This window comes from Streptomyces sp. NPDC020958 (assembly GCF_055562175.1).
Map to the genome: position 1 here is coordinate 263,624 of NZ_JBVHFU010000009.1, position 26,514 is coordinate 290,137.

Annotated in this window: 22 protein-coding genes and 3 tRNA genes; 12 read left to right on the top strand and 13 right to left on the bottom strand. The window is 71.1% G+C overall.

All coding sequences use genetic code 11. The annotated features are described in order from the left end of the window. Window positions 1-55: 55 nt before the first annotated feature. Together ACZ3KP_RS25755 and ACZ3KP_RS25760 are read right to left on the bottom strand one after the other, a co-directional pair. Entirely contained in the window at window positions 56-1,510 is a 1,455-nt protein-coding gene (locus ACZ3KP_RS25755) for a xylulokinase (RefSeq protein ID WP_360565363.1), read from the bottom strand. Window positions 1,511-1,661: 151 nt separating this feature from the next. Beyond that, entirely contained in the window at window positions 1,662-1,964 is a 303-nt protein-coding gene (locus ACZ3KP_RS25760) for a YtxH domain-containing protein (protein ID WP_358971037.1), read from the bottom strand. 132 nt (window positions 1,965-2,096) lie between these two features. On the opposite strand from ACZ3KP_RS25760, the gene ACZ3KP_RS25765 reads away from it, so the two are divergent. The 3 genes from ACZ3KP_RS25765 (at window position 2,097) to ACZ3KP_RS25775 (ending at window position 2,499) form a co-directional block, all read left to right on the top strand. Next, window positions 2,097-2,169: transfer RNA gene (locus ACZ3KP_RS25765), tRNA-Asn, on the top strand. Between the two features lie 5 nt (window positions 2,170-2,174). Beyond that, a tRNA-Asn gene (locus ACZ3KP_RS25770) sits at window positions 2,175-2,247 on the top strand. 178 nt (window positions 2,248-2,425) lie between these two features. Then, a tRNA-Ile gene (locus ACZ3KP_RS25775) sits at window positions 2,426-2,499 on the top strand. A 571-nt stretch (window positions 2,500-3,070) separates the two neighbouring features. Here ACZ3KP_RS25775 and ACZ3KP_RS25780 read toward each other — a convergent pair. Further along, window positions 3,071-3,322 carry an MmyB family transcriptional regulator gene (locus ACZ3KP_RS25780; protein WP_467501958.1) on the bottom strand — a complete coding sequence of 84 codons (252 nt, stop codon included), beginning with the start codon at window positions 3,320-3,322 and terminating at the stop codon, window positions 3,071-3,073. Between the two features lie 244 nt (window positions 3,323-3,566). Here ACZ3KP_RS25780 and ACZ3KP_RS25785 point away from each other — a divergent pair, with 244 nt between their 5' ends. After that, window positions 3,567-3,911, top strand: coding sequence for a zinc-binding dehydrogenase (locus tag ACZ3KP_RS25785; RefSeq protein ID WP_467502030.1), 345 nt, complete (start codon window positions 3,567-3,569; stop codon window positions 3,909-3,911). Between the two features lie 4 nt (window positions 3,912-3,915). Here the strand turns inward: ACZ3KP_RS25785 and ACZ3KP_RS25790 are convergent, their stop codons facing one another. Beyond that, a complete protein-coding gene (locus ACZ3KP_RS25790; protein WP_467501960.1) occupies window positions 3,916-4,413 on the bottom strand; it encodes a MarR family winged helix-turn-helix transcriptional regulator in 498 nt (165 codons plus the stop codon). A 96-nt stretch (window positions 4,414-4,509) separates the two neighbouring features. On the opposite strand from ACZ3KP_RS25790, the gene ACZ3KP_RS25795 reads away from it, so the two are divergent. Beyond that, window positions 4,510-5,475: a quinone oxidoreductase family protein gene (locus ACZ3KP_RS25795; protein ID WP_467501962.1), complete on the top strand. Its 966-nt coding sequence runs from the start codon at window positions 4,510-4,512 to the stop codon at window positions 5,473-5,475. Between the two features lie 56 nt (window positions 5,476-5,531). Then, window positions 5,532-5,855: an FAD-dependent monooxygenase gene (locus ACZ3KP_RS25800; RefSeq protein ID WP_467501964.1), complete on the top strand. Its 324-nt coding sequence runs from the start codon at window positions 5,532-5,534 to the stop codon at window positions 5,853-5,855. 174 nt (window positions 5,856-6,029) lie between these two features. Here ACZ3KP_RS25800 and ACZ3KP_RS25805 read toward each other — a convergent pair whose 3' ends face one another. Next, window positions 6,030-6,941 carry a LysR family transcriptional regulator gene (locus tag ACZ3KP_RS25805; RefSeq protein WP_467501966.1) on the bottom strand — a complete coding sequence of 304 codons (912 nt, stop codon included), beginning with the start codon at window positions 6,939-6,941 and terminating at the stop codon, window positions 6,030-6,032. A gap of 217 nt (window positions 6,942-7,158) precedes the next feature. Between ACZ3KP_RS25805 and ACZ3KP_RS25810 the strand changes: the two genes are divergently transcribed. The 3 genes from ACZ3KP_RS25810 (at window position 7,159) to ACZ3KP_RS25820 (ending at window position 9,774) form a co-directional block, all read left to right on the top strand. Continuing rightward, window positions 7,159-7,893, top strand: a complete 735-nt coding sequence (locus ACZ3KP_RS25810; protein ID WP_467501968.1) for an SDR family NAD(P)-dependent oxidoreductase — start codon at window positions 7,159-7,161, stop codon at window positions 7,891-7,893. Window positions 7,894-8,118: 225 nt separating this feature from the next. Continuing rightward, a complete protein-coding gene (locus tag ACZ3KP_RS25815) occupies window positions 8,119-8,742 on the top strand; it encodes an NADPH-dependent F420 reductase (protein ID WP_467501970.1) in 624 nt (207 codons plus the stop codon). A gap of 96 nt (window positions 8,743-8,838) precedes the next feature. Beyond that, window positions 8,839-9,774 (top strand): SDR family oxidoreductase, encoded by a 936-nt coding sequence (locus ACZ3KP_RS25820; RefSeq protein WP_467501972.1) that lies wholly within the window; start codon window positions 8,839-8,841, stop codon window positions 9,772-9,774. A 226-nt stretch (window positions 9,775-10,000) separates the two neighbouring features. On the opposite strand, the gene ACZ3KP_RS25825 is transcribed toward ACZ3KP_RS25820, so the two are convergent. The 3 genes from ACZ3KP_RS25825 to ACZ3KP_RS25835 all read right to left on the bottom strand — a co-directional run bounded on the left by ACZ3KP_RS25825 (window position 10,001) and on the right by ACZ3KP_RS25835 (window position 12,999). Then, window positions 10,001-11,293, bottom strand: a complete 1,293-nt coding sequence (locus tag ACZ3KP_RS25825) for an MFS transporter (protein WP_467501974.1) — start codon at window positions 11,291-11,293, stop codon at window positions 10,001-10,003. A 249-nt stretch (window positions 11,294-11,542) separates the two neighbouring features. Continuing rightward, a complete protein-coding gene (locus tag ACZ3KP_RS25830) occupies window positions 11,543-11,953 on the bottom strand; it encodes a (R)-mandelonitrile lyase (protein ID WP_358971008.1) in 411 nt (136 codons plus the stop codon). Between the two features lie 29 nt (window positions 11,954-11,982). Next, window positions 11,983-12,999 carry a zinc-dependent alcohol dehydrogenase family protein gene (locus ACZ3KP_RS25835; protein WP_467501977.1) on the bottom strand — a complete coding sequence of 339 codons (1,017 nt, stop codon included), beginning with the start codon at window positions 12,997-12,999 and terminating at the stop codon, window positions 11,983-11,985. A 210-nt stretch (window positions 13,000-13,209) separates the two neighbouring features. Here ACZ3KP_RS25835 and ACZ3KP_RS25840 point away from each other — a divergent pair, with 210 nt between their 5' ends. Then, window positions 13,210-14,079, top strand: coding sequence for a helix-turn-helix transcriptional regulator (locus ACZ3KP_RS25840; protein WP_467501979.1), 870 nt, complete (start codon window positions 13,210-13,212; stop codon window positions 14,077-14,079). Here the strand turns inward: ACZ3KP_RS25840 and ACZ3KP_RS25845 are convergent. After that, entirely contained in the window at window positions 13,992-15,134 is a 1,143-nt protein-coding gene (locus tag ACZ3KP_RS25845) for a DMT family transporter (protein ID WP_467501981.1), read from the bottom strand. The genes ACZ3KP_RS25840 and ACZ3KP_RS25845 overlap by 88 nt on opposite strands. Window positions 15,135-15,263: 129 nt before the next feature. On the opposite strand from ACZ3KP_RS25845, the gene ACZ3KP_RS25850 reads away from it, so the two are divergent. Then, window positions 15,264-16,184 carry a LysR family transcriptional regulator gene (locus ACZ3KP_RS25850; RefSeq protein WP_467501983.1) on the top strand — a complete coding sequence of 307 codons (921 nt, stop codon included), beginning with the start codon at window positions 15,264-15,266 and terminating at the stop codon, window positions 16,182-16,184. 73 nt (window positions 16,185-16,257) lie between these two features. On the opposite strand, the gene ACZ3KP_RS25855 is transcribed toward ACZ3KP_RS25850, so the two are convergent. Both ACZ3KP_RS25855 and ACZ3KP_RS25860 read right to left on the bottom strand, forming a co-directional pair. Further along, window positions 16,258-16,944 carry a response regulator gene (locus tag ACZ3KP_RS25855; RefSeq protein WP_467501985.1) on the bottom strand — a complete coding sequence of 229 codons (687 nt, stop codon included), beginning with the start codon at window positions 16,942-16,944 and terminating at the stop codon, window positions 16,258-16,260. Further along, window positions 16,941-18,212 carry a sensor histidine kinase gene (locus tag ACZ3KP_RS25860; protein ID WP_467501987.1) on the bottom strand — a complete coding sequence of 424 codons (1,272 nt, stop codon included), beginning with the start codon at window positions 18,210-18,212 and terminating at the stop codon, window positions 16,941-16,943. The genes ACZ3KP_RS25855 and ACZ3KP_RS25860 overlap by 4 nt, the downstream gene beginning before the upstream one ends. Window positions 18,213-18,344: 132 nt before the next feature. Between ACZ3KP_RS25860 and ACZ3KP_RS25865 the strand changes: the two genes are divergently transcribed. Continuing rightward, window positions 18,345-18,911, top strand: a complete 567-nt coding sequence (locus ACZ3KP_RS25865) for a class I SAM-dependent methyltransferase (RefSeq protein ID WP_467501989.1) — start codon at window positions 18,345-18,347, stop codon at window positions 18,909-18,911. A gap of 86 nt (window positions 18,912-18,997) precedes the next feature. Here the strand turns inward: ACZ3KP_RS25865 and ACZ3KP_RS25870 are convergent, their stop codons facing one another. Then, window positions 18,998-19,666 carry a hypothetical protein gene (locus ACZ3KP_RS25870; RefSeq protein WP_467501991.1) on the bottom strand — a complete coding sequence of 223 codons (669 nt, stop codon included), beginning with the start codon at window positions 19,664-19,666 and terminating at the stop codon, window positions 18,998-19,000. 31 nt (window positions 19,667-19,697) lie between these two features. After that, complete coding sequence (locus tag ACZ3KP_RS25875; protein ID WP_467501993.1) at window positions 19,698-26,255, bottom strand: RHS repeat domain-containing protein; 6,558 nt, start codon at window positions 26,253-26,255, stop codon at window positions 19,698-19,700. Window positions 26,256-26,514: the final 259 nt, after the last annotated feature.

Genomic DNA, 26,514 nt, shown 5'->3' on the forward strand with positions numbered 1-26,514 from the left:
GATTAATCCGGCACCTCGACCGATCGACCCGACGGCGTGTCCGCCCTCCGCCCGGTCACGACCGGAACGCCCCGGGATGGGTCTGCTCCCGCACGGACACGTACTGCTGCCGCACCGCCTGTCCCACCGCCAGTTCGTCACCCGGCTCCAGCACCTGGGCGGTGGCGCCCTGCCACACCGGCGGGGTCCGCGGGTCCAGGGCACCCTGCGACACCCCCAGCGCCCAGGCCGCCTGCCGAGCCGCCCCGATCGCCGCGTAGTCCGCCGGCTGCGGTACGACGACCTGCGCACCGAACAGCATCGGCGCCGCCGCCTGCACGGCGGGCAGTTCGGCGGCCGGCCCCAGCAGGAAGACCCGCCGCACCTCCACCCCGCGCCCGCGCAGCACGTCGAGCGCGTCGGCGAGCCCGCACAGCATCCCCTCGAAGGAGGCCCGCGCGAGATGCTCGGCCTTCATCGACTCCCGGCGCAGCCCGGCCAGCGTCCCCGCGGTGTGCGGCAGGTTCGGCGTCCGCTCACCCTCCAGGTACGGCAGCATGACCAGCCCGTGCGCGCCGGGCGTCGACTTCATCGCCAGGTCGGAGAGGCTCTCCAGGTCGGGCAGCCCGAGCAGTTCGGCGGTCCCGCGCAGGGTCCGCACGGCGTTCAGCGTGGTCACCACCGGCAGGTGCATGCCGGTGGCGTCGGCGAGCGACGTGATCATCCCGGAGGGGTCGGCGAGCGCCTCCGGATGCACGGCCATGACCGACCCCGAGGCCCCCAGCGACACGACGGCGTCCCCGAAACCGAGCCCGAGGCCGAACGCGGCGGCCATGGTCTCACCGGTCCCCGCGGAGATCAGCAGCCCCTCCGGGGTCGTACCGGCCGCGTCGGAAGGACCGATCACCTCGGGCAGCATGGCCTGATGCCCGAGGGCGAGTTCGACCAGGTCGGGCCGGTATCCGCCGGTGGCCGCCGACCAGTAACCGGTCCCGGAGGCGCCCCCGCGGTCGGTGGTCCGCCTGACCGGCCGCCCCAGCAACTGCCAGACCAGCCAGTCGTGCGCCTGGAGCAGTACGGCGGTGCGCCGGGCGTTCTCCGGTTCGGTCTTGGCCAGCCAGCGCAGCTTGGTCACCGGCTGGGCCGCCTGCGGCACACAGCCCACGGCCTGCGCCCAGGCCTCCCGCCCGCCGAGCGCGTCGATGAGATCGGCTGCGGCCACCTGGGCCCGCCTGTCGCCGCCGACCATCGCGGGGCGGACGGTGTTGCCCTGGGCGTCGAGCGGGACCAGCGCGTTCTGCTGCGCGGACACGCCGATGGCCTGCACGCCCTCCAGGAGACCGCCGCCGGCCGCCTCCCCGAGGGACAGCAGCCAGGCCTGCGGGTCGACGTCACTGGGGCGCGCCGCGCCGTCCGGCGTGTCGACGGGGTGCGGTGCGTATCCCTGCCGGAGCACCGCACCGGTGTCCGTGTCACAGACCACGATGCGAGTGAAATCGGGTGAGCTGTCCAACCCGGCGACTATCCCCATGCCCGAAATTCTGCCGCACGCGCCACTGTGGTTCGGCCGACGGGCGCCTTTCGGGTGGCGGGCGCCTTTCGGGCGGCGGCCGCGCGCCGTGGCCACGCAGCGGCAGGGCCGCCCACCCCGCGGGGTGGGCGGCCCTGCCGCAGAACGGGCCCTACGGGGTGCTGGAGCCCCAGTCGTCCCCGCCGTCGCCGTGGCTGCGCTCGCGCAGCGAGCGGACGCGGGCGGTCACCGAGTCGGGCACCCGGTCGCCGACCTTCTCGCTCACCGTGTGCAGGGCCTTGCCGGCGTAGACGCGGCCCTGCTGGGCGGCGGTCTCGGCGGTGTTGCGGACGGCCGGGTTCTGGGCGACCCGACGGGCGGACTTCTTCAGCTGTTCGTAGCGCTCGCGTCCGGCACGCGTGCCGAGCACGTAACCCAGGGCGAGCCCGACGACGAACGTGAGCTTGTAGCGCATGACGGCGACCCTTCCGGTGTGGGGGAGTACCGATTGGCGGAGCACCCCCCTGCTTGCGCTAATGTATGTGTCGCAGCGAGCGCCCGCCCCCTGGCGACTACCCAGGGAGTCACGTTCGATGCAACGAGGCATTCCTCCGTAGCTCAATTGGCAGAGCAGCCGGCTGTTAACCGGCAGGTTACTGGTTCGAGTCCAGTCGGGGGAGCTCGGTCCTCCGTAGCTCAATTGGCAGAGCAGCCGGCTGTTAACCGGCAGGTTACTGGTTCGAGTCCAGTCGGGGGAGCATGCTGAACGAGGACCCCTGGTGGGGTCCTTTTTCATGTTCCCGGGAACCGCCGGGCCTGCGCCGATGTCCTCAAGGTCATGAACGTCGCAGTTCGCCGACCAGCCGAAGCAGGAGATCGTATGAGCGGCTATGCTGCGGCAGACGGCGCGCACACTTGTACGCGACACGCCGCTATGGGGCGGTAGCTCAGCCGGTTAGAGCAGCGGACTCATAATCCGTCGGCCGTGGGTTCGAGTCCCACCCGCCCCACCTGAGCAGGTCCCTGACCTGTGGAAACATTCATTTTGGGCTGTTGGTTCGTCAACTTCGCCTGAACGGACTGAATCCGCTGCTCGTGGGTTTGGAGTCGTGCGACGCTGGAGGGTGTTCGAACCTCTCTGACCTGCGGCGGAGTAGCTGATCCGGGTTGTCGCTCGCCGTTCGGGCAACTGACCTGAGGCTCGATTCCAGGATCGAGGGGCCGGACAGGGGCCGGGACGACGGGGTCATGTCCAGGCTGAAGGGCAAGGAAGCAGCGATCACGCAGCCCTCTTGCGTAGTTCCTTACGGCTCGGTTGGCCAGACGGCGAGCGGTCGGCGGTGTCCGATCATCAGTGGCGAGGACTTCGGTCGGAGTGGGCAACAACCCGTTCCAGGGCTGCCCGCCGCTTCCGCCTCACCATCCGCCGCCGACACGTATCGGCCGCTTGACGCGACCCGATCCTGGTGTGAGGACGGGAGCATCTCCCAGGCCATCGTGTCCTCCGCCGCCCGGGGTGCCGGCACATCGCGCGGCGACCCTGCCGCACGGTCTGGGTGCCGCGGCGATGGACACAATTGGTCAGTACGGCGCTGTCAGGGTGCTGGGCCGATCTGTGAGGCGTCGGAGTCGTTCGGCGTCGGGGCTGCCGTCGGCGGCGGTGCAGACCATGAGCGCAGGGTCGGGGTCGTCCGGTATCGGGTAGGCGTCCCAGTCGAGGGGCAGCTCGCCGACCTGGGGGTGGTTGAGGAGCATCTGGCCGCGGGTCGGTTCCGCCACGTCGTGGAGGGCCCACAGGGCCGGGAACTCGTCGCTGCGGGCAAGTGCACCCACCAGTTCCACGGCGCGCGGGTGGCCGGGATCGGCGGCGACCAGTGTCCGTAGCCGATGAGGAACTCCGCATGGCGGTCGCGGCCCAGCGCGGTCACATGGCTGCCCATGGCGTGCGCTGACTGCACGGCGGCCGTGCCGACGCCTCCGGCCGCGCCCCGCACGAGCACCCGTTCCCCGCTCGTGAGACGCACGCGACCTCGGCGCCGAGGAGGTCCTGGACCACCGCTCCACCACCTCGGACCTGATCGGCCCGTTCGACGTCATCGTCGACACTGTCGGCTCGGAACTGCACTGCTACCGGAGCCGGTTGGCCGAGGGTGGCCGGATGGTCGCCGTCGGACCGTCCGCTTCGGCTCTGGCCGCGATCGCCGCGTCGAGCGGGCATGGCTCGCGCCTTGTCCGCACCTTCAGCGCCAACCCCGACAAGGCCGTGCTGCGCCATGTGGCCGGCCATGTCACGTCGGGTGCGCGGCGCCCGGTGATCGACAGGGTGTACCCGCTCGCGGACATCGCCGCGGCGCACCGGGCGTTCGAGCGCGGCGGTGCCGTGGGCAAGCACGTGGTGACGGTGCCGCGTGGGCCCGTCTGACGGGTCAGTGCGGGGTGTGGTGCAGGTCGATGCCGCGGGCCTGGGCGTCCGCGGTCACGATCCGGGTCGCCAGCTGTGACAGCCGCTTCCTGTCGGTTTCGGGCAGTGGCTCGACACACCTCTCGATCTGTCCGGCGAACTGCGTGGCGACCTGTTCGACGAGCTGACGGCCGGCGTCGGTGATCGACACCTGGTACGAGCGCCGGTCGACGGCGCTGACGGCGCGGGTGACCAGGCCCCGGCGCTGCGCACGGTCGACCAGGCCCGTGATGGAGGACTTGTCGAGGCCGAGGTGGCGGCCGAGCTGGTTCATCGTCGGCTCCCGGTCCCGAAGTATCCCGAGCAGCCGTGTCTGGGTGATCGACAGGTCGTACTGCCCCGCGATCTCGGCCAGGCCGTTCTGTACCAGGAACGACAGTTGGGCCAGGGCGTCGACCAGTCCGAAGTCCTCGTCCGCGGATGACGGCCCGGGCGGGGGCGGCATGTCGGGGGATGAGCTCATGTCCCGATCCTACTTGCAAAGGTACGCGGCACCTACTAATTTAATTTGTGTCACGTATTAAAACCTTTGTGTCGCGTACCAAATCTGGAGGTTCCCGTGGACATCCATGCCGCCGTCGTCAGTTCGTTCGACGACCCGCCCCGCTACGAGCCCTTCGACCTGCCCGCCCCGACCGGCGAGGACCAGGTGCTCGTCGACGTCCTTGCGGTGGGCCTGCACCCCCGCGTACGTACCGGTGCGTCGGGCAGCCACTACACCAGCACCGGGAAGCTGCCGATGGTGCCCGGTGTCGACGGGGTCGGCCGGCGCGAGGACGGCCGGTTGGTGTACTTCGTCGCCGATGACGACCTCGTCGGCCCGATGGCCACCCGGACCGTCATCGACAGTCGCCGCAGCATCCCGCTGCCCGACGGCGCCGACGTGGTGAAGATCGCCGCGGCGATGAACCCGGCCATGTCGTCCTGGGTGGCGCTGCGCCGCCGTGTCCCGATCGAGGCCGGGCAGTCGGTGCTGATCCTCGGCGCCACCGGCAACGCCGGCCAGATGGCCGTACAGGTCGCGAAGCGCCTCGGCGCCGGCCGGGTCGTCGGCGCCGGCCGTGACCAGGCCCGCCTGGCGGCCCTGCCCGGGCTCGGCGCCGATGCGACCGTCACGCTCACCGGCGACGCCGACGCCACCGCCGCGGCCCTGGCCGGGGAGGCCGCCGAGGTCGACCTGGTCATCGACTACCTGTGGGGCAAGCCTGCCGGTGACGCGATCATGGCACTGCTGCGGGCCCGCGCCGACCGCGGCCGTGCCCTGAACTGGATCCAGATCGGTGCCATGGCCGGCCCCACCGTCGAACTCCCGTCGGTCGCGCTGCGCTCCGCGAACTTCCGCCTCCAGGGCAACGGCCAGGGTGCCGTGTCGACCAGGACCTACCTGGAGGAACTGCCCTCCCTCGTCGACGAGATCGAGGCCGGAGGCCTCACGGTCACCGCCAAGGCCGTACCCCTCGCCGACATCGAAACCGCGTGGAGTGCACCCGAGGTCCCGGGCACGCGCACCGTCCTGGTGCCCTGAACCCGACGGGACCGTCGTGCAGCCCGTACTGGACTTACCGAAGGAGGCACAGTGCTATGTCACACACCACCGACACGGATGTGATCATCTGCGGGACGGGCGCGGCAGGGTTGACCCTGGCCCTCGACCTCGCCCGCCGGAACATCGCCTTTCTGCTGATCGACAAGGCGCCCCATCCGTTCGTCGGCTCCCGCGGCAAGGGCATCCAACCCCGCAGTCAGGAGGTCTTCGAGGACCTTGGCGTGATCGACCGGATCGTCGCCTCCGGCGGCGAATACCCCGTCCAGCGCATCTACACGGTCATCAGGCGCCGCACGACTGGGGGGTCTGACGCCTCGGCGGCCGGCCGCCGTTCCGCCTCGGCGATTACGGCACCGTAGAAAGCGAGCTGACGCAAAAGGGCAGCCACGGTCTGCCGCTCGTCGATCGGCAGAGTCTGGTGCTTCAGCCAGGCCCGACCGCGTACCAGGTGCGCCGACGGGGGCCGCAGCATCCTGATCCGCTCGCCCGGCGGCCAGGTATCCGCCAGGTGCTGTTGTTGTCAGTCGGACCGCTCAACCGTGCTGTGAAACGGCATCGCTGCCGAGCTGCCACATTTCGTGGTTCCCACATTCTGCCGTGATCTCGGCCGTCTCCTGAGCGGCGGTGATGAAGTCATCGACCACTGGCGAGGTATGCGATGCCGCCACCGCGAGGCACACCTGGTCGGGCGCGAGATCCGGGATGGGCACATAGACGACGTTCGGATGTGAGTAGAACACGGACGCCGAACGGGCCAGGAACGAGATGCCCCGGCCGGCCGCGACATGTTCGAGCGTCTCGTCCACCCCGCGCACCAGGTACCCGGCGTTGGGGTGCGGGCGGCTGGTGGGCTGCGTGCTCGGGTCGGCATGCCAGAGCAGCGGTTCGCCGGCCAGGTCGGCCTCGGTGACCTCCGCCTTGCCGGCCAACCGGTGGCCGGCGGGCAGCACAGTCATCCACGGCTCGGTGTACAGCGGGGTGACACGCAGGCCGGCCTCGTCGATGGGCAGCCGCACATAGCCGACGTCGATGCGGCCGTCGAGCAGCATCGGGGCCTGGTCGTCCCCTTCGATCCGCTGCACGTCCACGACCACGTCCGGGTGCCGGGCCCCGAACGCCCGTGCCGCCGGGCTGACCGGGATGCCGGCCCGGAAACCGACCGTCAGCCGCCGACTGCCACGGGCGGCCACGGACACCCGGCGGCGAACCGCGCGCGCGGAGGCGAGCAGCGGACCGGCGTCGGCCAACAGTTGTCGGCCCGCGTCGGTCAGCGCCACGCCGTGACGGTCTCTGGTGAACAGCGAGGCGCCGAGATCCTGCTCGAGCGCACGGATCTGCCGGCTGAGCACCGGCTGCGCGATATGCAGCTCATCGGCGGCCCGGCCGAAGTGCAACTGGTCGGCCACGGCGGCGAAGTAACGCAATTTCCGTAGGTCCAGATCCATGAAGTCTCCCGGTCCGGTGATGCCTTCAGGGTATCACCACCGCTAAAAGAGGTCTTGGACACCCGCTCAGGCCGATGGGAACCTGAATAGGCACCCATTAGGGCCGAAGGGAACTCGGGGCAAGAATTCGGCATCTGGGCTTGATGGCAGGGCCCAGACCCGGAATGTGCGCGGTGTTTCAGAAATCCATTAGTTCAGCTAATTCAGCGGAGTGGTCGTGGGAAAGCTCGATGGCAAGGTAGCGGTGATCACCGGCGGCTCCACCGGTATGGCACTGGCCGGAGCCAAACTGTTTGTCGAGGAAGGAGCGCACGTCTTCATCCAGGCCCGGCGGCAGGAAGCACTGGATGACGCCGTCAAGCTGATCGGCCGCAACGTCACCGCCGTCCAGGGTGACGCGGCCGAACTGGACGACCTGGACCGCCTGTACGACACCGTCAAGCGGGAAAAGGGCTCGATCGACGTGCTGTGGGCCAGTGCCGGGACCGGTGAACCCGCCGTCCTCGGCGAGATCACCGAGGAACAGTTCCACCGCGCCTTCTGGCTCAACGCGCGCGGGACCCTGTTCACCGTGCAGAAGGCACTGCCGCTGATCAACGACAACGGCTCAATTCTTATGACCGGATCCAACGCCTCACTCGGCGCCTTCCCCGGCTGGAGCCTCTACGCGGGAAGCAAAGCCGTCCAGCAGGCCTGGGCCCGCGTCTGGCTCAACGAACTGCGCGATCGCAAGATCCGGGTCAACGTCCTGACCCCCGGTCAGGTCGCCACCGCCAAACAGGAAGAACTGTTCGACGAGGCGACCAAGGCCGCATTCGAGTCCCTCATCCCGCGCGGAAAGATGGGCCGCCCCGGTGAAATCGCGACCGTCGCCCTGTTCCTCGCCTCCGACGACTCCAGCTACGTCAACGGCCTGGAGCTGGTCGCCGACGGCGGTACCACCGCCATCTGATCCACACACCGGAAATACCGCGGGCAGACCCCGCAACAACCCGGTCGCCACAACGAACTGATCTCGAACGCGGACATCCGCCACGCGCCGAATTCGCGTCGGCGAGCCGGAGGTGCCGGGAAAGGCACGGCAGTCGGCTCGTGAACCTCGCGACCGATGCCCTGCGCCTGACCCTGCACGAGCGAGACAGAACGACACCTTGAGAACAGGAAGAGAGCTCACCTCATGAGCAGCATCACCCTCATCGGTACGGGGAACATGGCCCGCACCATCGGCACGCTCGCCGTGGCGGGCGACAACACCGTCGAGGTAATGGGACGCGATCGGTCCAAGGCCGATGACCTGGCCAAGGCTCTGGGCGGCGGTGCTACGACGGGCCAGTGGGGCGCCGTCCCGACCGGGGACATCGTCATCACGGCCCTGCTGTACGACGGTGTCGTTCCGGTCGTCGCCGAGTACGCAGACGCCCTCGCCGGCAAGGTCATCGTCGACATCAGCAACCCGTTCAACGCCACGTTCGACGGACTGGCCCACAACGAGGAGACCTCGATCGCGCAGGAAGTCGCCAAGGTCGCCCCGGCCGACGCCACCGTGGTGAAGGCGTTCAACACCATCTTCCGCAGTGTCCTGGAGAAGGGCCGGCCCCATGTCTTCATCGCCGGCGACAATGCGCAGGCCAAGGCGGGCGTGGCGGCATTCGTCAAGAGCCTCGGTCTGCGCCCGCTGGATGTCGGCGGTCTGAAAATGGCGCACTGGCTGGAAGGAATGGGCTTGGTCACGGTGGGCCTCGCCGGTAACGGGGTTGGCCACAGGGACTTCGCCCTCGGCGTCGACGAATTCACCGGCTGAGCGCACGCACCACCGTTTCCCACGCCGCACCACGCCAGTGGATCTGCGGCACGCGGAGAAGCAGCCCCTCCACCCACTCTCACCAGGAACAGTCACATGCGCGTTTTCGTCACTGGCGGGACCGGCCATTCCGGTTCGTACATCATCCCCGAGCTCATTGCCGCCGGACATGAGGTCACCGGCCTGGCCCGGTCGGACACGGCCGCGGCGGCTGTGTCCGCGCTCGGCGCGAAGGTGCGTCGCGGCGACCTCGAGGACCTCGACGGGCTCAAGGAGGCGGCCGCGGACTCCGACGGCGTCATCCATGTCGCGCACCGGCAGGACCTGCTTCCGTCCGGCGGGATCGACGCCGTGGCCGCCGCGGAGCTCCCGATCATGCTCGCGTACGGCGAGGCACTGGCGGGAACCGGAAAGCCGCTGGTCGCGGCAGGGAGCATAGGCTCGCCAGGGAATCTGGGCCGGCCCGCCACCGAGGAGGACCCGGCCCTTCCCGGCGGCGATGAGTACAAGGGCACCCTGCGGGTCCGTAACGTCGTGGAGGCCGCCGTCATCGGCCTCGCCGAGCAGGGAGTGCGGTCTTCGGTCGTGCGGATCGCCAACATCGCGCACAGCACGACCGATCGGACCGGCTTCCTCCCCACACTGATCGCGCTCGCGAAGGAGAAGGGTTTCGTCGGATACCCCGGAGACGGCGCGAACCTGTGGAACGCCGTGCACGTCCGCGATGTCGCCTCCTTGTTCCGCTTGGCGCTGGAGAAGGGGCCGGCCGGCAATTACTGGCACGCAGTTGGGGACGGAGGCATTCCGTTCCGCGAGATCGCCGAGGCCATTGGCAGCCGGCTGGGCCTGCCCACCGTAAGCGTTCCCGCGGACGTACTGATGGTGCCGGGATACTTCGGGTTCCTCGCGCACATAGTCACGCAGAGCTACCCGGCGTCCAACCTCGTCACCCGCCGGACCCTCGGCTGGGAACCCGCTCAGCCGGGCCTGCTCGCCGATTTGGACAACGGCCATTACTTCGCCGCCGGCTGACGGCAGGGACCCGAATCGCAACGGGCCCGCGGTACCCTCGCGCGGCTCGCCGTCGAGGCGGGGCACCAGGTCGTGGGCGGCGACCCGGGTGCCGCCCTGTACGTGGCGGCTCGTCGGCGTCGGCGGCGCCGAATGGCTGCCGGGGCGCTGGCGACAGGCGCAGCCGTCGGAGGTGGGGTTCGTGTCGTCGTCCTCCCCTGGGGACACGGGCGGAGGCTGGTGTGCGTCAGTGGCCGGCGGACGGTGTCGCCTTGTCGTGGTCGTGGTCGTGGTCGTGGTCGTGGTCGTCGTCGTGGTCGTGGGTACGGGCCGGGCCGTCGTGACGGGCGACGATCCGGGCCTGTCGGCGGCTGCCGGTGCAGGCGAGGGCGACGAGCGGCAGGAGGGTGAGGGCGGTGAAGACGGCGCCGACCAGGGCCGGTCCGGTCAGCCCGAGCGAGGTGTCGAGCGCGGCTCCGGCGAGCGCGGAGCCGGCGGCGATGCCGGTGTTGTAGGCGGAGGTGCTCAGCGCCGAGGCCAGGGTGGGGGCGTCGTCGGCGAAGCGGACGGCGAGCGAGGTGATGACGGGGTTGACGGTGAACCCGGCCAGGGCCATGAGGAAGATCAGGGCGACGGCGGTGACGGGGCCGGTCGACAGCGGGACCAGCAGGAACAGGGCCAGCGCGGTGACCGCGGCGGCGGTGATGGTGGTGGTCATGGGGTGGCGGTCACCGAGCCGGCCGCCGATGGCGGTGCCGCCCAGGGCGCCGAGCCCGAAGACGATCAGAACCAGGGGGACCGCTGCGCCGGGGATGCCGGCGCGGTCGGTCAGCAGCGGGGTGATGTAGGTGTAGGTGGCCAGGACGCCGCCCATGATCAGGACGGCGGCGGACAGTGCCAGCCACAGCCGCCCCTGGCGCAGGACGCGCACCTCGGCCCGTACCGACACCTCGGTTCGCCGCCGTGTGGCGGGGACGAACCGGCCGACGAACACGGCTGCGAGCGCCGCGAGGGCCCCCAGGGCCCAGAAGGGGCCGCGCCAGCCGGTGTAGTGGCCGACGAAGGAGCCGATCGGCACGCCGACGACGTTGGCCAGGGTCAGGCCGCCCATCATGACGCCGACGGCACGGGTGGCCCGCGCGGGGCCCGCGGCAGCGGTGACGATGACGAAGCCCACGGCCCAGAACGTGCCGGTGGCCAGCGCGGTCACCACCCGGGCGGCCAGGACGACGATGAAGGAGGAGCTGAGCGCGGCGGCGACGTGCCCGAGAGCGAAGACGGCCAGGGCGGTGGCGAGGGTCACCCGGCGGGGCAGGCGCAGGGTGGCCAGGGCCATGGCCGGACCGCCGACGATCATGCCGAGGGCGAAGGCGGTGATCAGCAGGCCGGCGTGGGAGACGCTGGTGCCGAGGTCGTCGGCGATCCCCGGGAGGAGTCCGGCGATGACGAACTCGGTGGTGCCCATCAGGAACGTGCCGGCGGCGAGCACCCACACGATGACGGGCAGCTTGCCCTTTCGGGTGGCGGCTGCGGAGGCCATACAGGTACTTCTCTCTTCTCTCACTCGGACATGCGGGTCTCACTCGGGCATGCGGGCAGGTGCCCGGGACAGGGGGGCAGGAGACGGGGCTCTGCGCAGTGCGCGCGTCGGGGCCGGGGTGCGCGGCGTCCGGGCGGGCTCGCGCCGGGGACGATCCGCTGGGCGACGTGGCTGTCCTCCGGCGCGAGGGTGCCGCGGAGCGTCCCCGCTCAGGCGACCTCCGCGGCGAGCGCGGGGTTCCTTCCTCGGTCAGGCGGTGGCCGGGGTGGCGTGGTACTCCTCGTCGGTGACGGGGGCCAGCCAGTGCACGACGGCGTGGTCGTGGTCGCCCTCGTTGATGGCCACGTGGACCATCAGCCGGTTCGGGGCGGCGCCGTGCCAGTGCTCCTCGTCGGCCTCGAACAGGACGCGGTCACCGGGCCGGATCACCTCCACCGGGCCGCCCCGGCGCTGGCACAGGCCGACCCCCTCGGTGACGAAGACGGTCTGGCCGAGCGGGTGGCGGTGCCAGTGGGTGCGGGCGCCGGGCATGAAGTGGACCAGGGAGGCGGTGACCCGGGACGGGGCGGGGGCCGCGGCGACAGGGTCGATCCAGACGTCGCCGGTGAACCAGTCGGCCGGGCCCCTGACGGTGTCGATCGAACTGCGGGTGATCTGCACGGGTGTTCCTTCAGGCGGGCGGGGGCGGGTCAGGGCTTGAGGAGGGTCTTGACGGCGCGGCGCTCGTCCATCGCCCGGTAGCCCTCGGCGACCTGCTCCAGGGGCAGGGTGAGGTCGAAGACCTGGCCCGGGTCGATCCGGCGGGTGAGGACGCGGTCGATCAGGTCGGGGAGGTAGCGGCGTACGGGGGCGGGGCCGCCGCGCAGGCCGACGTGGGAGAAGAACAGCTCCTGCCCGTCGATGGCGACCTCGTGGGGGACGCCGACGAAGCCCACGTTGCCGCCGGGCCGCGCGGAGTGCAGGGCCTGCCGCATGGCCTCGGCGGTGCCCACGCACTCCAGCACGCTGTCCGCGCCGATCCCACCGGTCAGTTCCTTGATCCGGGCGACACCCTCGTCGCCGCGCTCGGTGACGATGTCGGTGGCGCCGAACGCACGGGCGAGTCGCTGCCGGGGTTCGTGCCGGGACATGACGACGATCCGCTCCGCGCCCATCTCCTTCGCGGCGATCACTCCGCACAGTCCGACCGCGCCGTCACCCACGACCACGGCCGTCGAACCGGGCTTCACCTCGGCGGCGTCGGCGGCCCACCAGCCGGTGCCCATCACGTCGGACACGGCCAGCAGACCGGGCCACAGCTCCTCGTCCGGCACCTCGTCGGTGGCGACCAGGGTGCCCTGGGCATGGGGGATGCGCACGTAGTCGGCCTGGCAGGTCGACATGAACTCGCGGTGCAGGCAGTTCGACTGGAAGCCGTTGCGGCAGTTCGCGCAGGTGTTGTCGGAGGTCGCGAAGGAGCCGACGACGAACTGGCCCGGCTTCACCGAGGTGACCTCGGTGCCGACCTCCTCCACGAAGCCGACGTACTCGTGGCCCATCGGGTGCGGGTCGCCGATCGGCTCGGCACCGCGGTAGGGCCACAGGTCCGAGCCGCACACACAGGTCACGGCCGTCCTGATGACGGCGTCGGTGGGGTGGAGGATCTTCGGGTCGTCCAGGGTCTCGAAGCGGATGTCACCGGGGGCGTGGATCACTGTGCCGCGCATGGTGGGGTTCCTTTTCGTGCCGGGGCGGGCGGCACCGGATGTCCGGGGCCGTCGCCGGGTGCAGGGCCGGGTGCGCGCCCGTCGTGACGGCGGGGCGGAGAGCACCACGCCATCCAGGTAACCCGGATCTCGCGCCCGTATCGAGGCACAGATGATGGGTGTACTGCCAGTACATCCCTGGGGACGCGGGCAGCACGTACCGTCGAAGGCATGGACAACCAGGCAGAGGTCCGCGAGTTCCTGACCTCGCGGCGCGCGAAGATCAGCCCCGAGCAGGCCGGCCTGCCCGCCGGCAGCCGACGGCGTGTGCCCGGCCTGCGCAGGAGTGAGGTCGCCGCCCTGGCCGACATGAGCGTGGAGTACTACTCCAAGCTGGAGCGCGGCAACCTCGCCGGTGCCTCCCCCGCCGTTCTCGAAGCCGTCGCCCGTGCCCTCCGGCTCGACGACGCCGAACGCGCCCACCTCATGAACCTGGCGCAGGCCGCCGACGGTTCCGACGCCCTCACCCGGCCCCGCCGCCGCACCACGCGGACCTGGACCGCCCACCGAAGCCTGCAATGGGTACTGGACGCCGTCACCGCAGGACCGGCCTTCGTGCGCAACGGCCGCATGGACATCGTCGCCGTCAACCAGCTCGCCCGCGCCTTCTACGACGACGTCTACGCCACCCCCGGCAACCAGGCCAACCTGGCCCGCTTCCAGTTCCTCGACCCCGCCTCGCGCCGCTTCTACCCCGACTGGGACCAGGCCGCCGACACCGTCGTCGCCATCCTGCGCACCGAAGCCGGCCGCAACCCCCACGACAAGGACCTGCACGACCTGGTGGGTGAACTGTCCACCCGCAGCGACGAGTTCCGCACCCGCTGGGGTGCCCACAACGTCCGCCACCACGGCACCGGCACCAAACGCTTCCACCACCACGCCGTCGGCGACCTCACCCTCGCCTACGAGGGCCTGGAGATGACCGCCGAACCCGGCCTCACCCTCACCGTCTACACCGCCGAACCCGCCTCGCCCTCCGACGAGGCCCTGCACCTGCTCGCCTCCTGGGCCGCCACGCCCCGAGGCCAGGTCCGCTGAGCGCGGCGAGCGCACGCACTTCCGCTACGGCCTCCCCACCGGGTGCGGCGGACATCCAGCCCGCGCGTGTCGGCCGGGCCGAGGTCCGGGGCGAGCCCGGGGCCGACGGGTTCCCCGGTGGCCGGCACGGCCTCTGTGACCGCCGCGGCTTCCGCGGGCGCCGTGGGCGCCCCCTTGCTTCGGGTCATCCCCACGCCCACCAGTACCACCGCCATCCCCAGCACCACCCTGACGCTCAGGTCCTCACCCAGTACGACGGCCCCCAGCAGCACGGACACCACCGGCAGCAGGTAGCCGACCACGGCGGCGTTGGTCGCGCCCTCGTCGTTGATGATCCGGTAGGTGAGGTGGAAGGTGGCCGCGGTGCAGAACACGCCGAGGACGACGGCCGCGACGAGGACCGCCGGACCCGGGGCGATCGCGTCCAGGCCGCCGATCGGCACCGCGAGGGCGGTCAGCCCGCTCGCGGCGACCAGCTGGGCGGCGGAGAGCGAGATCGTGGGAGTGCCCCTGCGGACCAGGGTGCGGCCCATGTACGTGAACGCGACGGCGTAGCTGGCGGCGGCGCCCAGGATCGCGAGGGCGCCCCAGCCGGTGGCGCCGGTCGTCCGCCAGGGGGCGAAGATGACGATCGTGCCGGCGAAGCCGAGCAGCAGCCCCGCCAGCCGTACGGGCCGCAGGCCACGCTCCGAGCCCAGGGCGAGACCGAGGACGATCGACCAGAGCGGGGTCGTGGCGTTCAGGACGCCCGCCAGCCCGGAGTCGACGGTCTGCTGGCCCACGCTGAACAACGCGAACGGCATGGCATTGCAGAAGAAGGCCGCGACGACGATGTGCCGCCAGACGGTGACGCCCCTCGGCAGCCGGTGCCCCGTCGCCCAGCAGGCGACGACGAGGACGACCGCGCCGAGGGCGCACCGCGCGAACGTGACCTGGAGCGGGGAGAGCCCGCGCAGCGCCAGTTCGATCCAGAGGAAGGTCGAGCCCCACAGCAGGGCGAGCACGGCCACCCGCACACCGCCCAGCAGGGCCCGCGTGCCGCTGTTGTCGGTCATTGGCGTTTCCCCATCCCCGTCGTCCCGTCCGGTGGTCGTTCCGGCCTTCGCCGCGACTCCTACGACGGTGCCGCAACCGAACTGTGAGGACAAGCAAACGTTTCTGCCCATACTGTTAAGCTGTGCTACATGCTTGATGTGAGGCGACTGCAGGTCCTGCGCGCGGTGGTCACCAGTGGCACGGTCACCGCGGCCGCGGCCCACCTCGGCTACACCCCGTCCGCTGTCAGCCAGCAGGTGGCGGCGCTGGAGAAACAGGCCGGTACGGCGCTGCTGGAGCGGGTCGGGCGCGGGGTGCGCCCCACGGCGGCCGGGCTGCTGCTCACCGAGCACGCGGCGCTGATCGGCGCGGCGGTCGCCCAGGCGGAGACGGCGCTCGCCGACCTCCGCGCCGGGCGCACCGGCCGGCTGTCGGTCCGCTACTTCGCCACGGCCGGCTCGACGCTGGTGGCGCCGGCCCTGGCCAGACTCCGCGCCGAGCACCCCGGTGTCCGCGTCGACCTCGAACTCACCGACCCGCAGGACCCGTTCCAGGAGGTGGCGGGAGGCCGGGCCGACCTGGCGGTGGTGGTCGGGGCGCGGGATCGCACGGGCAGCGGCTTCCGGCTCGTCCACCTCCTCGACGACCCGTACGCGGCCGTACTGCCCCTCGGCCACCCGCTCGCCGACCGGAAGACGATCGACCTGCACGAGTTGTCAGGTGAGCAGTGGGTGGGCAGCGAGCCCCCCGGTCCCTGCCTCGAACCCGTCATCGACTCCTGCGCGGCGGCCGGCTTCAGCCCCGACTTCGTCGTCCAGAGCGAGGACTACGCCACCGCGCAGGGCTTCGTCGCGGCCGGCCTCGGCGTCGGCCTGATGCCGCGGCTCGGGCTGCGCAACCAGCACCCCGGTGTCGTCGTACGCCCGGTCCGCAACCCTGAGCCGGTCCGGGGGATCTCGGCCGCCGTCCGGGAGACCGCCCTCGAACAGCCCGCCCTGCGTGGCCTGTTGGACGCGCTGCGGGACGCGGCCGCCACCGCCGGCCCGGGCGATGAGCCTCGGTCACCATGACCACGGCAGGCGCCCCGACACACCGTGCCGGAGCCGGAACCGGTTCCCTTCGGCTGCCCGCCGTGGGTGGCGCTCAGTCCCCGGCCCGTATCAGTCCGCTCTCGTAGGCGAAGATCACGGCGTGGACGCGGTCGCGGAGGCCGAGTTTGGTCAGGATGCGCCCGAGGTGGGTCTTGACGGTCGTCTCCCCTACGAAGAGGCGCTCGGCGATCTCGCCGTTGCCGAGCCCCCGGGCGACCAGGGCGAGGACTTCCCGTTCCCGCTCGGTGAGCGCGGCCAGGAGGCCGCGCTGGGCGGGCACGGACGTGGGGGGTTGCCGGACGAAGCGTTCGACCAGGCGCCGGGTGAGGGAGGGCGCCACCATGACCTCGCCCCGCAGCACCGCCCGGACGGTCACCAGGATCTCCTCGGCGGGCGCGTCCTTGACGAGGAAGCCGTTCGCGCCGGCGCGCAGGGCGCCGTAGGCGTACTCGTCGAGGTCGAAGGTGGTGACGACGAGGATGCGGGGCCCGTGGGGCTGCGCGCAGAGGTGCTCGGTCGCGGCGAGCCCGTCCAGGCCGGGCATGCGGACGTCCATCAGGACGAGGTCCGGCCGCAGGGCGGCCACCCCCGCGATCGCCGCGTCGCCGTCGGCGGCCTCGCCCACCACGGTGAGGTCGGGCTGGCTGTCGACGACCATGCGCAGTCCCATCCGGATCAGTTCCTGGTCGTCGCAGATCAGCACCCGCGACGGGGACGGGGTGGGAGCCGGGCCGGTCACGGGGGCGTCGCCGTGGTGGGCTCGGGTCCGGTGGGCCGCAGGGAGGCGGTGACCCGGTAGCCCCCGTCGGGTGTGGGTCCGGCGTCGACGCTCCCGCCGTACAGGGCGGTGCGTTCGCGCATGCCGGTGAGACCGTGACCGCGGGGGAGGGGTCGGTCGGGGTGTTCCGGGACGGCTTCCCCGCCGGCCCCGGCCGAGTTCTCCACTCGCACCCGCACCAGCCGTCCGGGCCCCTCGGTGCCGGTGTCGACCCGGACGCGGATCGTGGCGTCCGACGGCGCGTGCTTGACGACGTTGGTGAGCGCCTCCTGCACGATGCGGTACGTCTGCGCGGTGAGGTCCGGAGGCAGGCCACCGGGCTCTCCGCACAGGTCCAGGCGGGCGCGCGTGCCGGTCGTGTCGAGGCGCCCGACCAGCCGCCGCAGATCGGCCGCGAGGGACTCGCCGGCCCCACCGGGACCGGGGCCGGGGGCGTCGGCCGATGCGTCCGCGTCGGGGGTGCGCAGCACCTCCAGCAGCCGGCGCAGTTCGTCCAGGGCGTCGCGGCCGGTCGCGCTGATGACGCCGAGGGTGCGGTCGACGACCGTGGGGTCGGTGTGCCGCATCAGCCTGCCGCCCTCGGCGTTCAGCACCATCACGCTCACGCTGTGGGCGAGGACGTCGTGGATCTCGCGGGCGATGCGAGCCCGCTCCTCGGCGACGGCGACCCGGGCCAGGGCGAGGCGCTCCGACTCGGCGAGCGCGGCCCGCCGCTCGAACTCGGCGACGTAGGCGCGCCGGGCCCGGACGTACTCGCCGAACACCCAGGCCCCGGCCAGCAGGAGCCCCACGGCGAGCGGGGTGAGCCAGGCACCGCGGGCGCCCTGGCTCCCGTGGTCCCGCTGCCAGGCGGGAATCCACAGCACGACGCAGCCGGCGGCGCAGAGCACCGTCGCCGCCGCGGCCCGGCGCAGGCCGCGCACGGTGAGGGTGGCGAGGACCGCGGCCAGGGCGACGGCGCCGCGTCCCGGTTCCTGTCCCCACACCTGTCCGAGGTACTGCGCCCAGAACGCGGCCGCCACCAGGGCCGCGACGAGCACCGGCCGGCGGCGGCGCCACAGCAGCGGCAGCACCAGGGCGGCGTACACGACCGCCTGCACCCAGACCGGCCGCCAGCCCGGCTGCGGGCGGATCACCGGGGGCACGGCGACCAGCGCCACCAGCAGGACGTCCGTCAGCCACGGGTGTGCGCGCCGCAGGCGGGGCAGGGTCTCGATGAGCCGGTGCACCGCCTCACGCTACGGCCGGGGCCCGCTGTCCGGCATCGTCCTGGCGGGCGTCACGGGGTCCTCCCGCAGTCGTACGGACACCGGCCGCGGATACGACGTGCGGCCACCCGGGGCGCTCCCAGCATGGCCGCCATGTCGATCACCACCGAGTTCCTCAGACGGCCCCTCATGACCGGTGCCGTGGCGCCCAGTTCTCGACGGCTCGCGTCTGCGATGACCGAGGGCGTCGGCCTGGAGCAGGCGCGGGTGGTCGCCGAACTCGGTCCGGGGACCGGGGTGTTCACCGACGCGATCCTCGCCCGGCTCGCCCGCGACGCCCGGCTCGTCGCCGTCGAGCTCAACCCGACGCTCGCCGCCCGGCTGGCGGCCACCCGGCGCGACCCACGGCTGACCGTGGTCCGGGGCACGGCCGCCGACCTGGCCGCCGCGGTCGGCGAACCGGTCGACGCGGTGGTCTCCGGACTGCCGTGGACGGTCATGCCGCAGGACCGGCGCGGGCAGATCCTGGACGCCGTGGCCGACGTGCTCGCGCCCGGTGGCCGGTTCACCACCTTCGCCTACCTGCACGCCGCCTGGACCCCGCCCGCCCGTCACCTCACCGCCGAACTGGCCCGCCGTTTCGACCGGCTGGAACGTTCGAGGACGGTGTGGGCGAACCTGCCGCCCGCTTTCGTGCACCGGGCCGTCCGGCGGCCTTGACGCGAGCGGACCCCCGAGTACGGCCACTGCCCTCAGCACCGTCGGGAACGGGGCCGGAGGCAGCGCCCGCACGCGGGGGCGGCGGTCTACCGGAGTGCGACGCTGGAGGCCAGGAAGTGCTGGACCAGGCGCAGTGCGCGTTCGGTGTCCCACAGCCGGGGGGCGGCCAGCGGGCCGCTCTCGGCGCGCAGTTCGTCCGGTGGGAGATCCGCTGCGGTGGGCAGGGCGCGCAGGACGTCGTTCAGGAACGCGCCGAAGTGCTCGCCGACCGGTTCGGCGGACGCCCGGCGCAGTTGTTCCAGCGCCGCCTCCACCGCGGCCAGCCGTGCGAGTACGACGGCGTCGTCGACCGGTTCACCGGCCGGGGGAGCGAAGTCCATGCACCGCAGGATTTCTTCGGCCGTCACCGCGTCGGCCGGTGCGGCCCGCCACCCGTGGGCGTCCCCGGCCGCGAAGGCGCGCTCCACGATCTCGGCCACCGCACGGGCGACCGGCCGGGGGCGCAGCGCGAGCGGGCGGCCCGGCCAGTCGCCCGCGTACTCGGCGAACGAGGGATCGCCCTCGATGTCGCTGTCGACCACGATGTAGTCGATGTCGATCCGCTCGCGAGCCTCGGAGTGCTCCCACAGCAGCTCCACCGGGTGGTGATCGTGGTCCTCCAGGAACTTCCACCACGCTGCTCGGGGGGCCGGGGCGTCGAGCAGTTCGAGCTGGATCCTGCACCGGTGACACACCACGTCAACGAAGTCCGACATGTCTTCCTCCATCACCTGTACCGACGTGCGATCAGAAACCCTCTCGCTCCATCGCCCTCTCCTTGTTCAGCATCCCCTGGTGCATCGCGTCCTCGTACCCGGAGTCGTCGCCGCCTCCGCCGCCTCCGCCCTTGCCCACGTCGTGGAGGCCGGAATCCCCGAGGTCGTAGGTGCCGAGTTCCTCGCCGGTGTCGTCCACGATGCGGACGGTGTACCCGCGCCACTTGGAGATGTCGCGGCCCGGCTGCTTCTGCCAGTCCCCCAGCCATTTGTAGGCGTCCGAGCCCTTGGGCACCTGGAAGAAGATCTCGTTGATCTTCGTCTTCTTGGCCCTGAGCTGACGGGTGGCCTTGGACAGCTGCCTCATGAAGGCGTTCTGATTGGGGTTCTCGATCGTCTTGACCTCGCGGTAGCCGACGACGTTCCCCTGACGGTCCAGGAGTTTGATGTCAGGGTTCGGCTCGCCCTGGTCGTTCTTGCTGTTCGCCTCCGGGTTGACCTCGGCCGTGGTGTCGTCGGGGCCGCCCTCCAACGACTTGTACGAGTTCTCCTCGGTCAGCAACTCCTGCTTCTTCGAGCCCAGGTGTTCCTTGCGGAGTTTCTCGGCGCCCGCGTCCTGGGCGCTCGACGCGCTCTCGGACGTGGAATCGCCCCCGCCACCCCCGCCGTCCCCGTTCTGCACCGCGTACGCGATGTTCGGCGCTGCCACCGCCCCGACGACGGTCGCGGAGCCGGCGACGGCCAGGCCTGTGCCCGCGACGTCGAGGGCCGCGCCGAGCGGAGCGCCGATGACCGTGGCCATGAGGGCCGTACCGCCCGCGTCGGCGGCCGCGCCCAGGAGCAGCTCGCCGACTCCGAGGGCCGCCTGGGCCCAGTTGGTGCGCTGCATGACCTGGTTGGCGGTCTGGGCGAAGCCGGAGACGGCGTTGCTGAGGGAGCTGAACCAGCTGGCGCCGGTGGGGTCGCTGCCGGTGACCGGGTCGTTGCCGCTGTAGTCGTAACCGGAGATCTGTGAGGGGTCGGAGGACTCCAGGAGGGGGTCGAGGGAGACGAAGCGGCCCGTCTGCGCGTCGTACTCGCGGGCGCCGAGGTCCTCCAGACCCGTGCCGGAGTCCGCGATGCCGCCGACGTATCCCTTGTCACCGGGCCAGGAACTGGGCGCGGTGCCGCGGACCTTGCCGAAGGGGAGGTACTGGCGTCGGGTGACGGCCTGGGACTGGTAGTCGACGGCGAGGGTGTCCGTGCCCTGGCGGTCGGGGATCAGGTACTGGATGTCACCGCTGCTGCTGCGTTCGGCGACGGTGGTGCCGCCGAGGGCGTAGTAGCGGGTGCCGCTGAGGGTGTGGCTGCCGGTGTTCTCGACGATCTCCTCGTCGTCGAGGTAGAGGGTGGCCTTGCCCGGCGCGGTACGCAGCACCAGGTTGCCGTCGGCGTCGTACAGGTAGTCCGTCGTCCCGGCGGACGTCGTGTCGGTCGCCAGCTTGTCCTGGTCGTTCCAGGTCAGGGTCTGGTCGCCGAGGGCGCCGCCGCTCACGGCCGTCGTGTCGCCGGCGTTGTCGTAGGTGTAGGAGGCGGTGTTCGCCGTGGCGCCGGGGCCGGTGGCGGTGGTGGAGGTGAGGGTGTGCGGCTGGTCCGTGGCCGATCCCGCGCCGGGGTAGTGATACGTGGTGGTCGTGTCGTTCGCGGTGTTGCCGTCGGTGGCGTGGTCGGTCTGGGTGTCCCGTTCGCCGTCGGCGCGGTAGGTCCAGCTCTCCCAGTAGGGGTTGGGGCCGCCGACCGTGGCGCTGCTGCCCGCTGCCGGGGCGGTCGCGCACTGGTCGGTCGCGGTCCAGGCGGCGGTCAGCCGTACGGCCCAGTCGTAGGCGTAGCACTGGGTGTCGGTGGTGGCGCCGCCGTTCTGCGCGTCGGTCACCGAGGCGAGCAGTCCCGCGCCCTTGGAGATGTTTTTGTCGGACCAGGAGTACGAGGTGTCGTCGACGACCGTGGAGCTGCTGGAGTCGGTCGTCTTGGCGTCGACGGGCTGGCCGGTCTGGGGGTCGTACTTCAGGGTGAGGTCGACCCAGCTGGTGGACGGGCCCATGGAGTACTGCAGCGGGTGGCCGAACTCGTCGTAACCGAGGGCGTTCACGTAGGTCCAGGCCGTGGTGCCCGAGCTCGCGAGACTGGTCGGGTCGCCGTACTGGTCGTACCCGGTGGCGATGGTCTCGGAGGGCAGTCCGCCGGCCGCCGCGTCCTGCTGGGTGGATGGTGTGCCGGTGGTCTTGTAGGTGTACGAGGTGGTGTAGCCGCCGGACGGTGCCAGCGCCGCCTCGTCGGCCGGCAGGTCGCCGAGCGTGATGCGGGAGGCGGCCACCTCGCCGAGCGAGGTGTAGCCGAGCGTGGTGTTGGTCACCGAGGGGCTCGACGTGCCCATTTGGTAGGAGGTCGAGGAGGTGGGCAGACCCTTCTTGAGGGTGTCGTACGTCCACGACGCGATCTGGTTGCTCGCGGAGGCGGTCGCCCCGCCGGTGGTGTCGTACGCGGCCGTCTTCCGTCCGGCCGAGTCGTACGTGTAACTCGTCGTCTTGGAACGGGAGTCGGTGGTCGTGAGGACCTGACCCGCGTTGTCGTAGGTGGCGTAGGAGGTGCCGGCGTCGGGGTCGCTCGCGGAGGTCTGGTCGCCGAGCAGGTTGTAGTGCCAGGACCAGGTGTTGCCTGCCGGGTCCGTCTCGCCGGACTTCGAGCCGTCCGGGTTGTACGTGTAGTGGGTGTCGGAGTAGTCGCTGCTCGGATCGTTGACCGGGTCGGCGGGGACGCCCGAGTGGTACTGGTACAGGTCGGTGGTGTTGCCGCGCGCGTCGGTGAGCTTCGACTCGGCCACACCGCCGGCCGGCGGGACGGTGGTGGTGAAGTTCCCGCCGAACACCGTGGTGGTGTGCCAGGTCTCGGTGCCCAGCGCGTACGCGGTGGCCACGGTCTTGCGGCCCGCGCCGTCGTAGGCGAAGCCGGTCTCGGACGGGATCTTGCCGTCCTGGGCCTGGACCAGCGTGCCGTTCGGAGCGCCCGTGGAGTAGTAGGGGTTGGTGGTCTTGGCGACCCAGCCGTCGGTGTTGTAGACGGTGTCGGTGATGGTCCGGCCGCCGTCGACGGTGCCGGTCTGGGTCTCGCGCAGGCGCAGGAAGGAGTCGTAGAGCGACTCGCTGACGGCGTAGCTGCCGTCGTCGTTCAGTGTCTGCGTGCTGACCACGCTGGGGGCGTTCTGCTCGACGTCGTAGGTGTACTTCGTGCTCGCCGAGCTGACGCCGGGTTTGAAGACCGCGGTGGTGCGGCCCAGGGCGTCGTACTGCGCCTTGGTGACGTAGCCGGCCGCGTCGGTCTGGCTCAGTTCCACTCCGCGCAGCGGGTCGAGGGTCTCGGTGACGGTGTGGGTGAGCGGGTCGGTGGTGGTGACCGAGGTGGGCGCCGCGCCCGTCGTCGGGGTGTAGGCGATGTGGACGGTGCGCTGGTCGGGGTCGGTGCTGGTCAGCGTGCGGCCGTACTCGTCGACGGTGAGCGCCGACATGGTCGACCAGGTCGGGGTCGCGCCGGTGTAGGAGGTCACCTGCTGGGTCGTGGTCGGGTCGCCGACGGTCGGCGCCGAGCCGAAGGTGGTGGAACCGTCGTAGTACATCCGCTTGTCCGAGACGGCGTCACCGGGCAGGGACGGTGTGTTGGCGCAGTCGGTGGAGACGGTGTCGGTCTCGTCCGGGGTGTCGAGGATCCACGCCGAGGTGTTGTCGTCGTAGGTCGTCGTGGTGCAGATGTCGTCCGAGGTGGTGGAGACGTCGCCCTTGTCGTCGGCCTTGGTCACCCGGCCGTGCGAGTCATGGGTGCTGTCGGTCTCCGTCTCCCGGGTGCTGCCCGAGGCCAGCGGGGTGTAGACGCGGGTGCGCGCGCTGCCCGTGAGGTACGCCTTCTGGTCCGGCAGCCCGCCGCCGAGCGCGTGCGTGGCGGTGGCCGCGCTGGACCACGGGTCGGTGATCGTGTCGTTGACGACCTTCCCCGACTTCCACCCGTCGTAGAGAACCGTCTCGTAGGTCATGCCCGCGTACTGGTTCAGGTCCGGGACGGAGTCGCCGCGGGAGTCGGTGACGTTCACCGAACGCGTCGAGCCACCCGGCAGGGTGTCGCCGTCCATGCCGCGGAAGTAGGTGTAGTCCGTCTCCGTCTGCGGGTCCGGAGCGGTGCCCGTGGAGACCTTCATCCCCGGGTAGCCGCGCCACTCGTTCCAGGTCCGCTGGTCCGACGGGGTCAGCGGGTTGTCGTCGTGGTGCCAGGCCGGGCTGCCGACGGGCGTGTACGTGGTGACCGTGTTGTCGTTGACCCCACCGCCGGTCTGGTCCTGCTGGGTGACGGTGGTGACGATGTACTTGTTGAACCAGTCCTTGATCGGCGCGGTCAGCCCGCTGGGCGTCCAGTACGAGGGGAAGCACAGCGACGTGTTCTTGCTGTCGTCGCTCGGCGTGGAACTCCCGCACGCCGGCGCCGAGTAGCCGACGCTGATGATCTCGCCGGTCTCGGTGGTGATGGTGTTCAGGCGGTAGCGGGTGATCGGGGGATAGCCGTCCGTCAGGTCGACGCGGTTGGACAGCGGCGTGCCGGAGAAGGTGACCGGTGCCGTGCTGAGCGAGCCGGACGATCCGCCGCCGCTGGTGTCCTGACCGGTGTGCACGATCGACGACAGCCACAGCGAGGGGGTCGTCGCGTCACCGGTGGCCGGGAAGGAGTAGGTGAGGGCCCAGGAGTCCACGTTGGTCTCGGCCGTCCCGACCAGGGCCTGCGTCTGGATGCCGGTCAGCTCGTACTCCGACCAGAACGACGGCGACTGCGAGGTGCACGAGGCGCCGTTCGCGCAGTTCAGGTCGTAGGGGACGTCCGGCCAGCTCGACGCGGTCGAGGAGGACAGACCGGAGACCGCGCAACCGGTCGAGGTGGTCTTGCAGCGCCCGTTGTAGGTGAAGGCGACCTGGCCGGCGGGGCTGGTGGAGTAGACGGAACCGTCGCGCTGGCCGTACTGGATCTTCGTCAGCCGGGCGTCGCGCGTATAGGGCGTGTTGGCGGTGCTGCCCAGGTCGCGGGCGTAGTAGTTGGTGTCGTCCGTGTAGAAGTAGGACATCACGTCGCCGTGCGTGTCCTTGACGTAGTCCAGCATCCACCGGTAACCCTGCTGGCACCAGGAGCTGGAGAACGTGGCGTTGTAGCAGGGCTGCCCCGAGGCGGTGGCGTACACGGGCTCGGTCAGCACCGAGTTCGTGGCCGTGTCACCACTGGCGTATCCGGGCAGGTGGTTCAGGCCGAAGGTGTACTGGGTGCCGTCGGTGGTGGTGACCCGGAAGTACTCGCCGTTCTGGGCGCCGTTGGACGCTCCGGTCAGGTACTGGATCTTCTCGTCGTTGTCGCCCTGGGCTCGGTAGGTCCCGGTGCTGTCGTCCTTGACGATCGTGGTGGTCGAGCCGTTCAGCGACAGCGTCAGCTGGTTGTCGCCGGACCAGCAGTCGTCCCAGGTCCTGGTCGTCCCGGCGGGGTTCTGGTGGCAGGACTGGTAGGAGCGTTCGACGTAGCTGGCCGGCAGGCTGAATCCGTCTCCGACGACGGATGCCTGGTTGTTGGTCGACGAGGTGAGGCCGTCCACGCTCTGGGAGTCGTACCCCAGGGTGATCTTGGGGGTGAGTCCGCCCGGAACACTCGGCGTCGCCATCGGGTACGACCACTGGAAGCCGTCGCCGCTGCCGCCCGCCTGCCAGGATCCCGAGGGCTTGAGGGAGGTGGCGGTGAAATCGCCGCCTCCGCCGCCCGTGCTGGAGGTGGCCGCGAGGACGAACGGTGTCATGGCCGCGGGGGTGAGGCCCGAGGCGTGCGGTCCGGCGTGCGGCGTGGCGCTCGTGACGTCCGCCGTGATGCGGCCGGAGCGGGTGTCGATGCCGGACGCGACCGGGGTGCGGGTACGGCAGGCCGCCCGCTGCGGGCTGGTCAGCGCGCAGGCCGGCAGTTCGACGAAGTGCAGACGTGAGGCCCAGTCGCCTCCGAAGGCCTGGGCGAACCCGCGGTAGTCGAGGGCGACGTGGAGGCGGCCGGTGGAGGCCTGGGCCGGAGTCAGGCTGAGCAGCGGGCCGTCGACGCCCGCGGCACGTGCCGCCCGCCGGGGAAGGACGCGTACGGTGATCTTGGTCTGCCCGCCGTTGCGGGAGTCCGAGCTGAGCCAGACGGGCAGAGCGCCGGCCCGCGTCGACTTCGCCTTCGGCTTCGACTTCGCCTGCGGCTGCGGCTTCGGCTGCGGCTTCGGCGCGCTCGCGGCGGGCACCGCGACCTCCGCCGTGCCGACCGGCCACTTCGGTGCGGGCGCCCGGTAGGTGCGCAGGCGCTCGGGGCGGTGGTAGTGCGAGGTGACGGGGTGGACCGGGACCGGCTTGGTGTGCGCCAGAGCCGGAGCGTCCCGGTGGGAGGCGGGGGCCGCGCCCAGGGTGGTGGCCGCGATGGCGGCGGTGATCGCGGAAGCGACGGCTCCGCGCAGCAGTCTCCGGCCGGTGGCACTTCGGCGTCTGGAGGTTTGCCGGTGTATCCCGGGTATCACAGTGGTCCGCCCCCTCGGAAAGACATGGAAGACGTCGTGGCAGACGTCGTTGGAGACGCCATGGATGACGTCGTGAAAGCCGTCGTGAAAGCCGTCGTGAAAGACAGCGGAGTCTTGAAGATCACGTGAGCGAACGGAGGCTATCAACGCCTTTTTCAGTACAGGGTTTTCATAGACTCTCCTTACTCAACTCATGAAATGTACACATCACCCGCTTAGTGACATGGCGTCACAAAGCCTGTGTGGCCTGCGCTTTTGC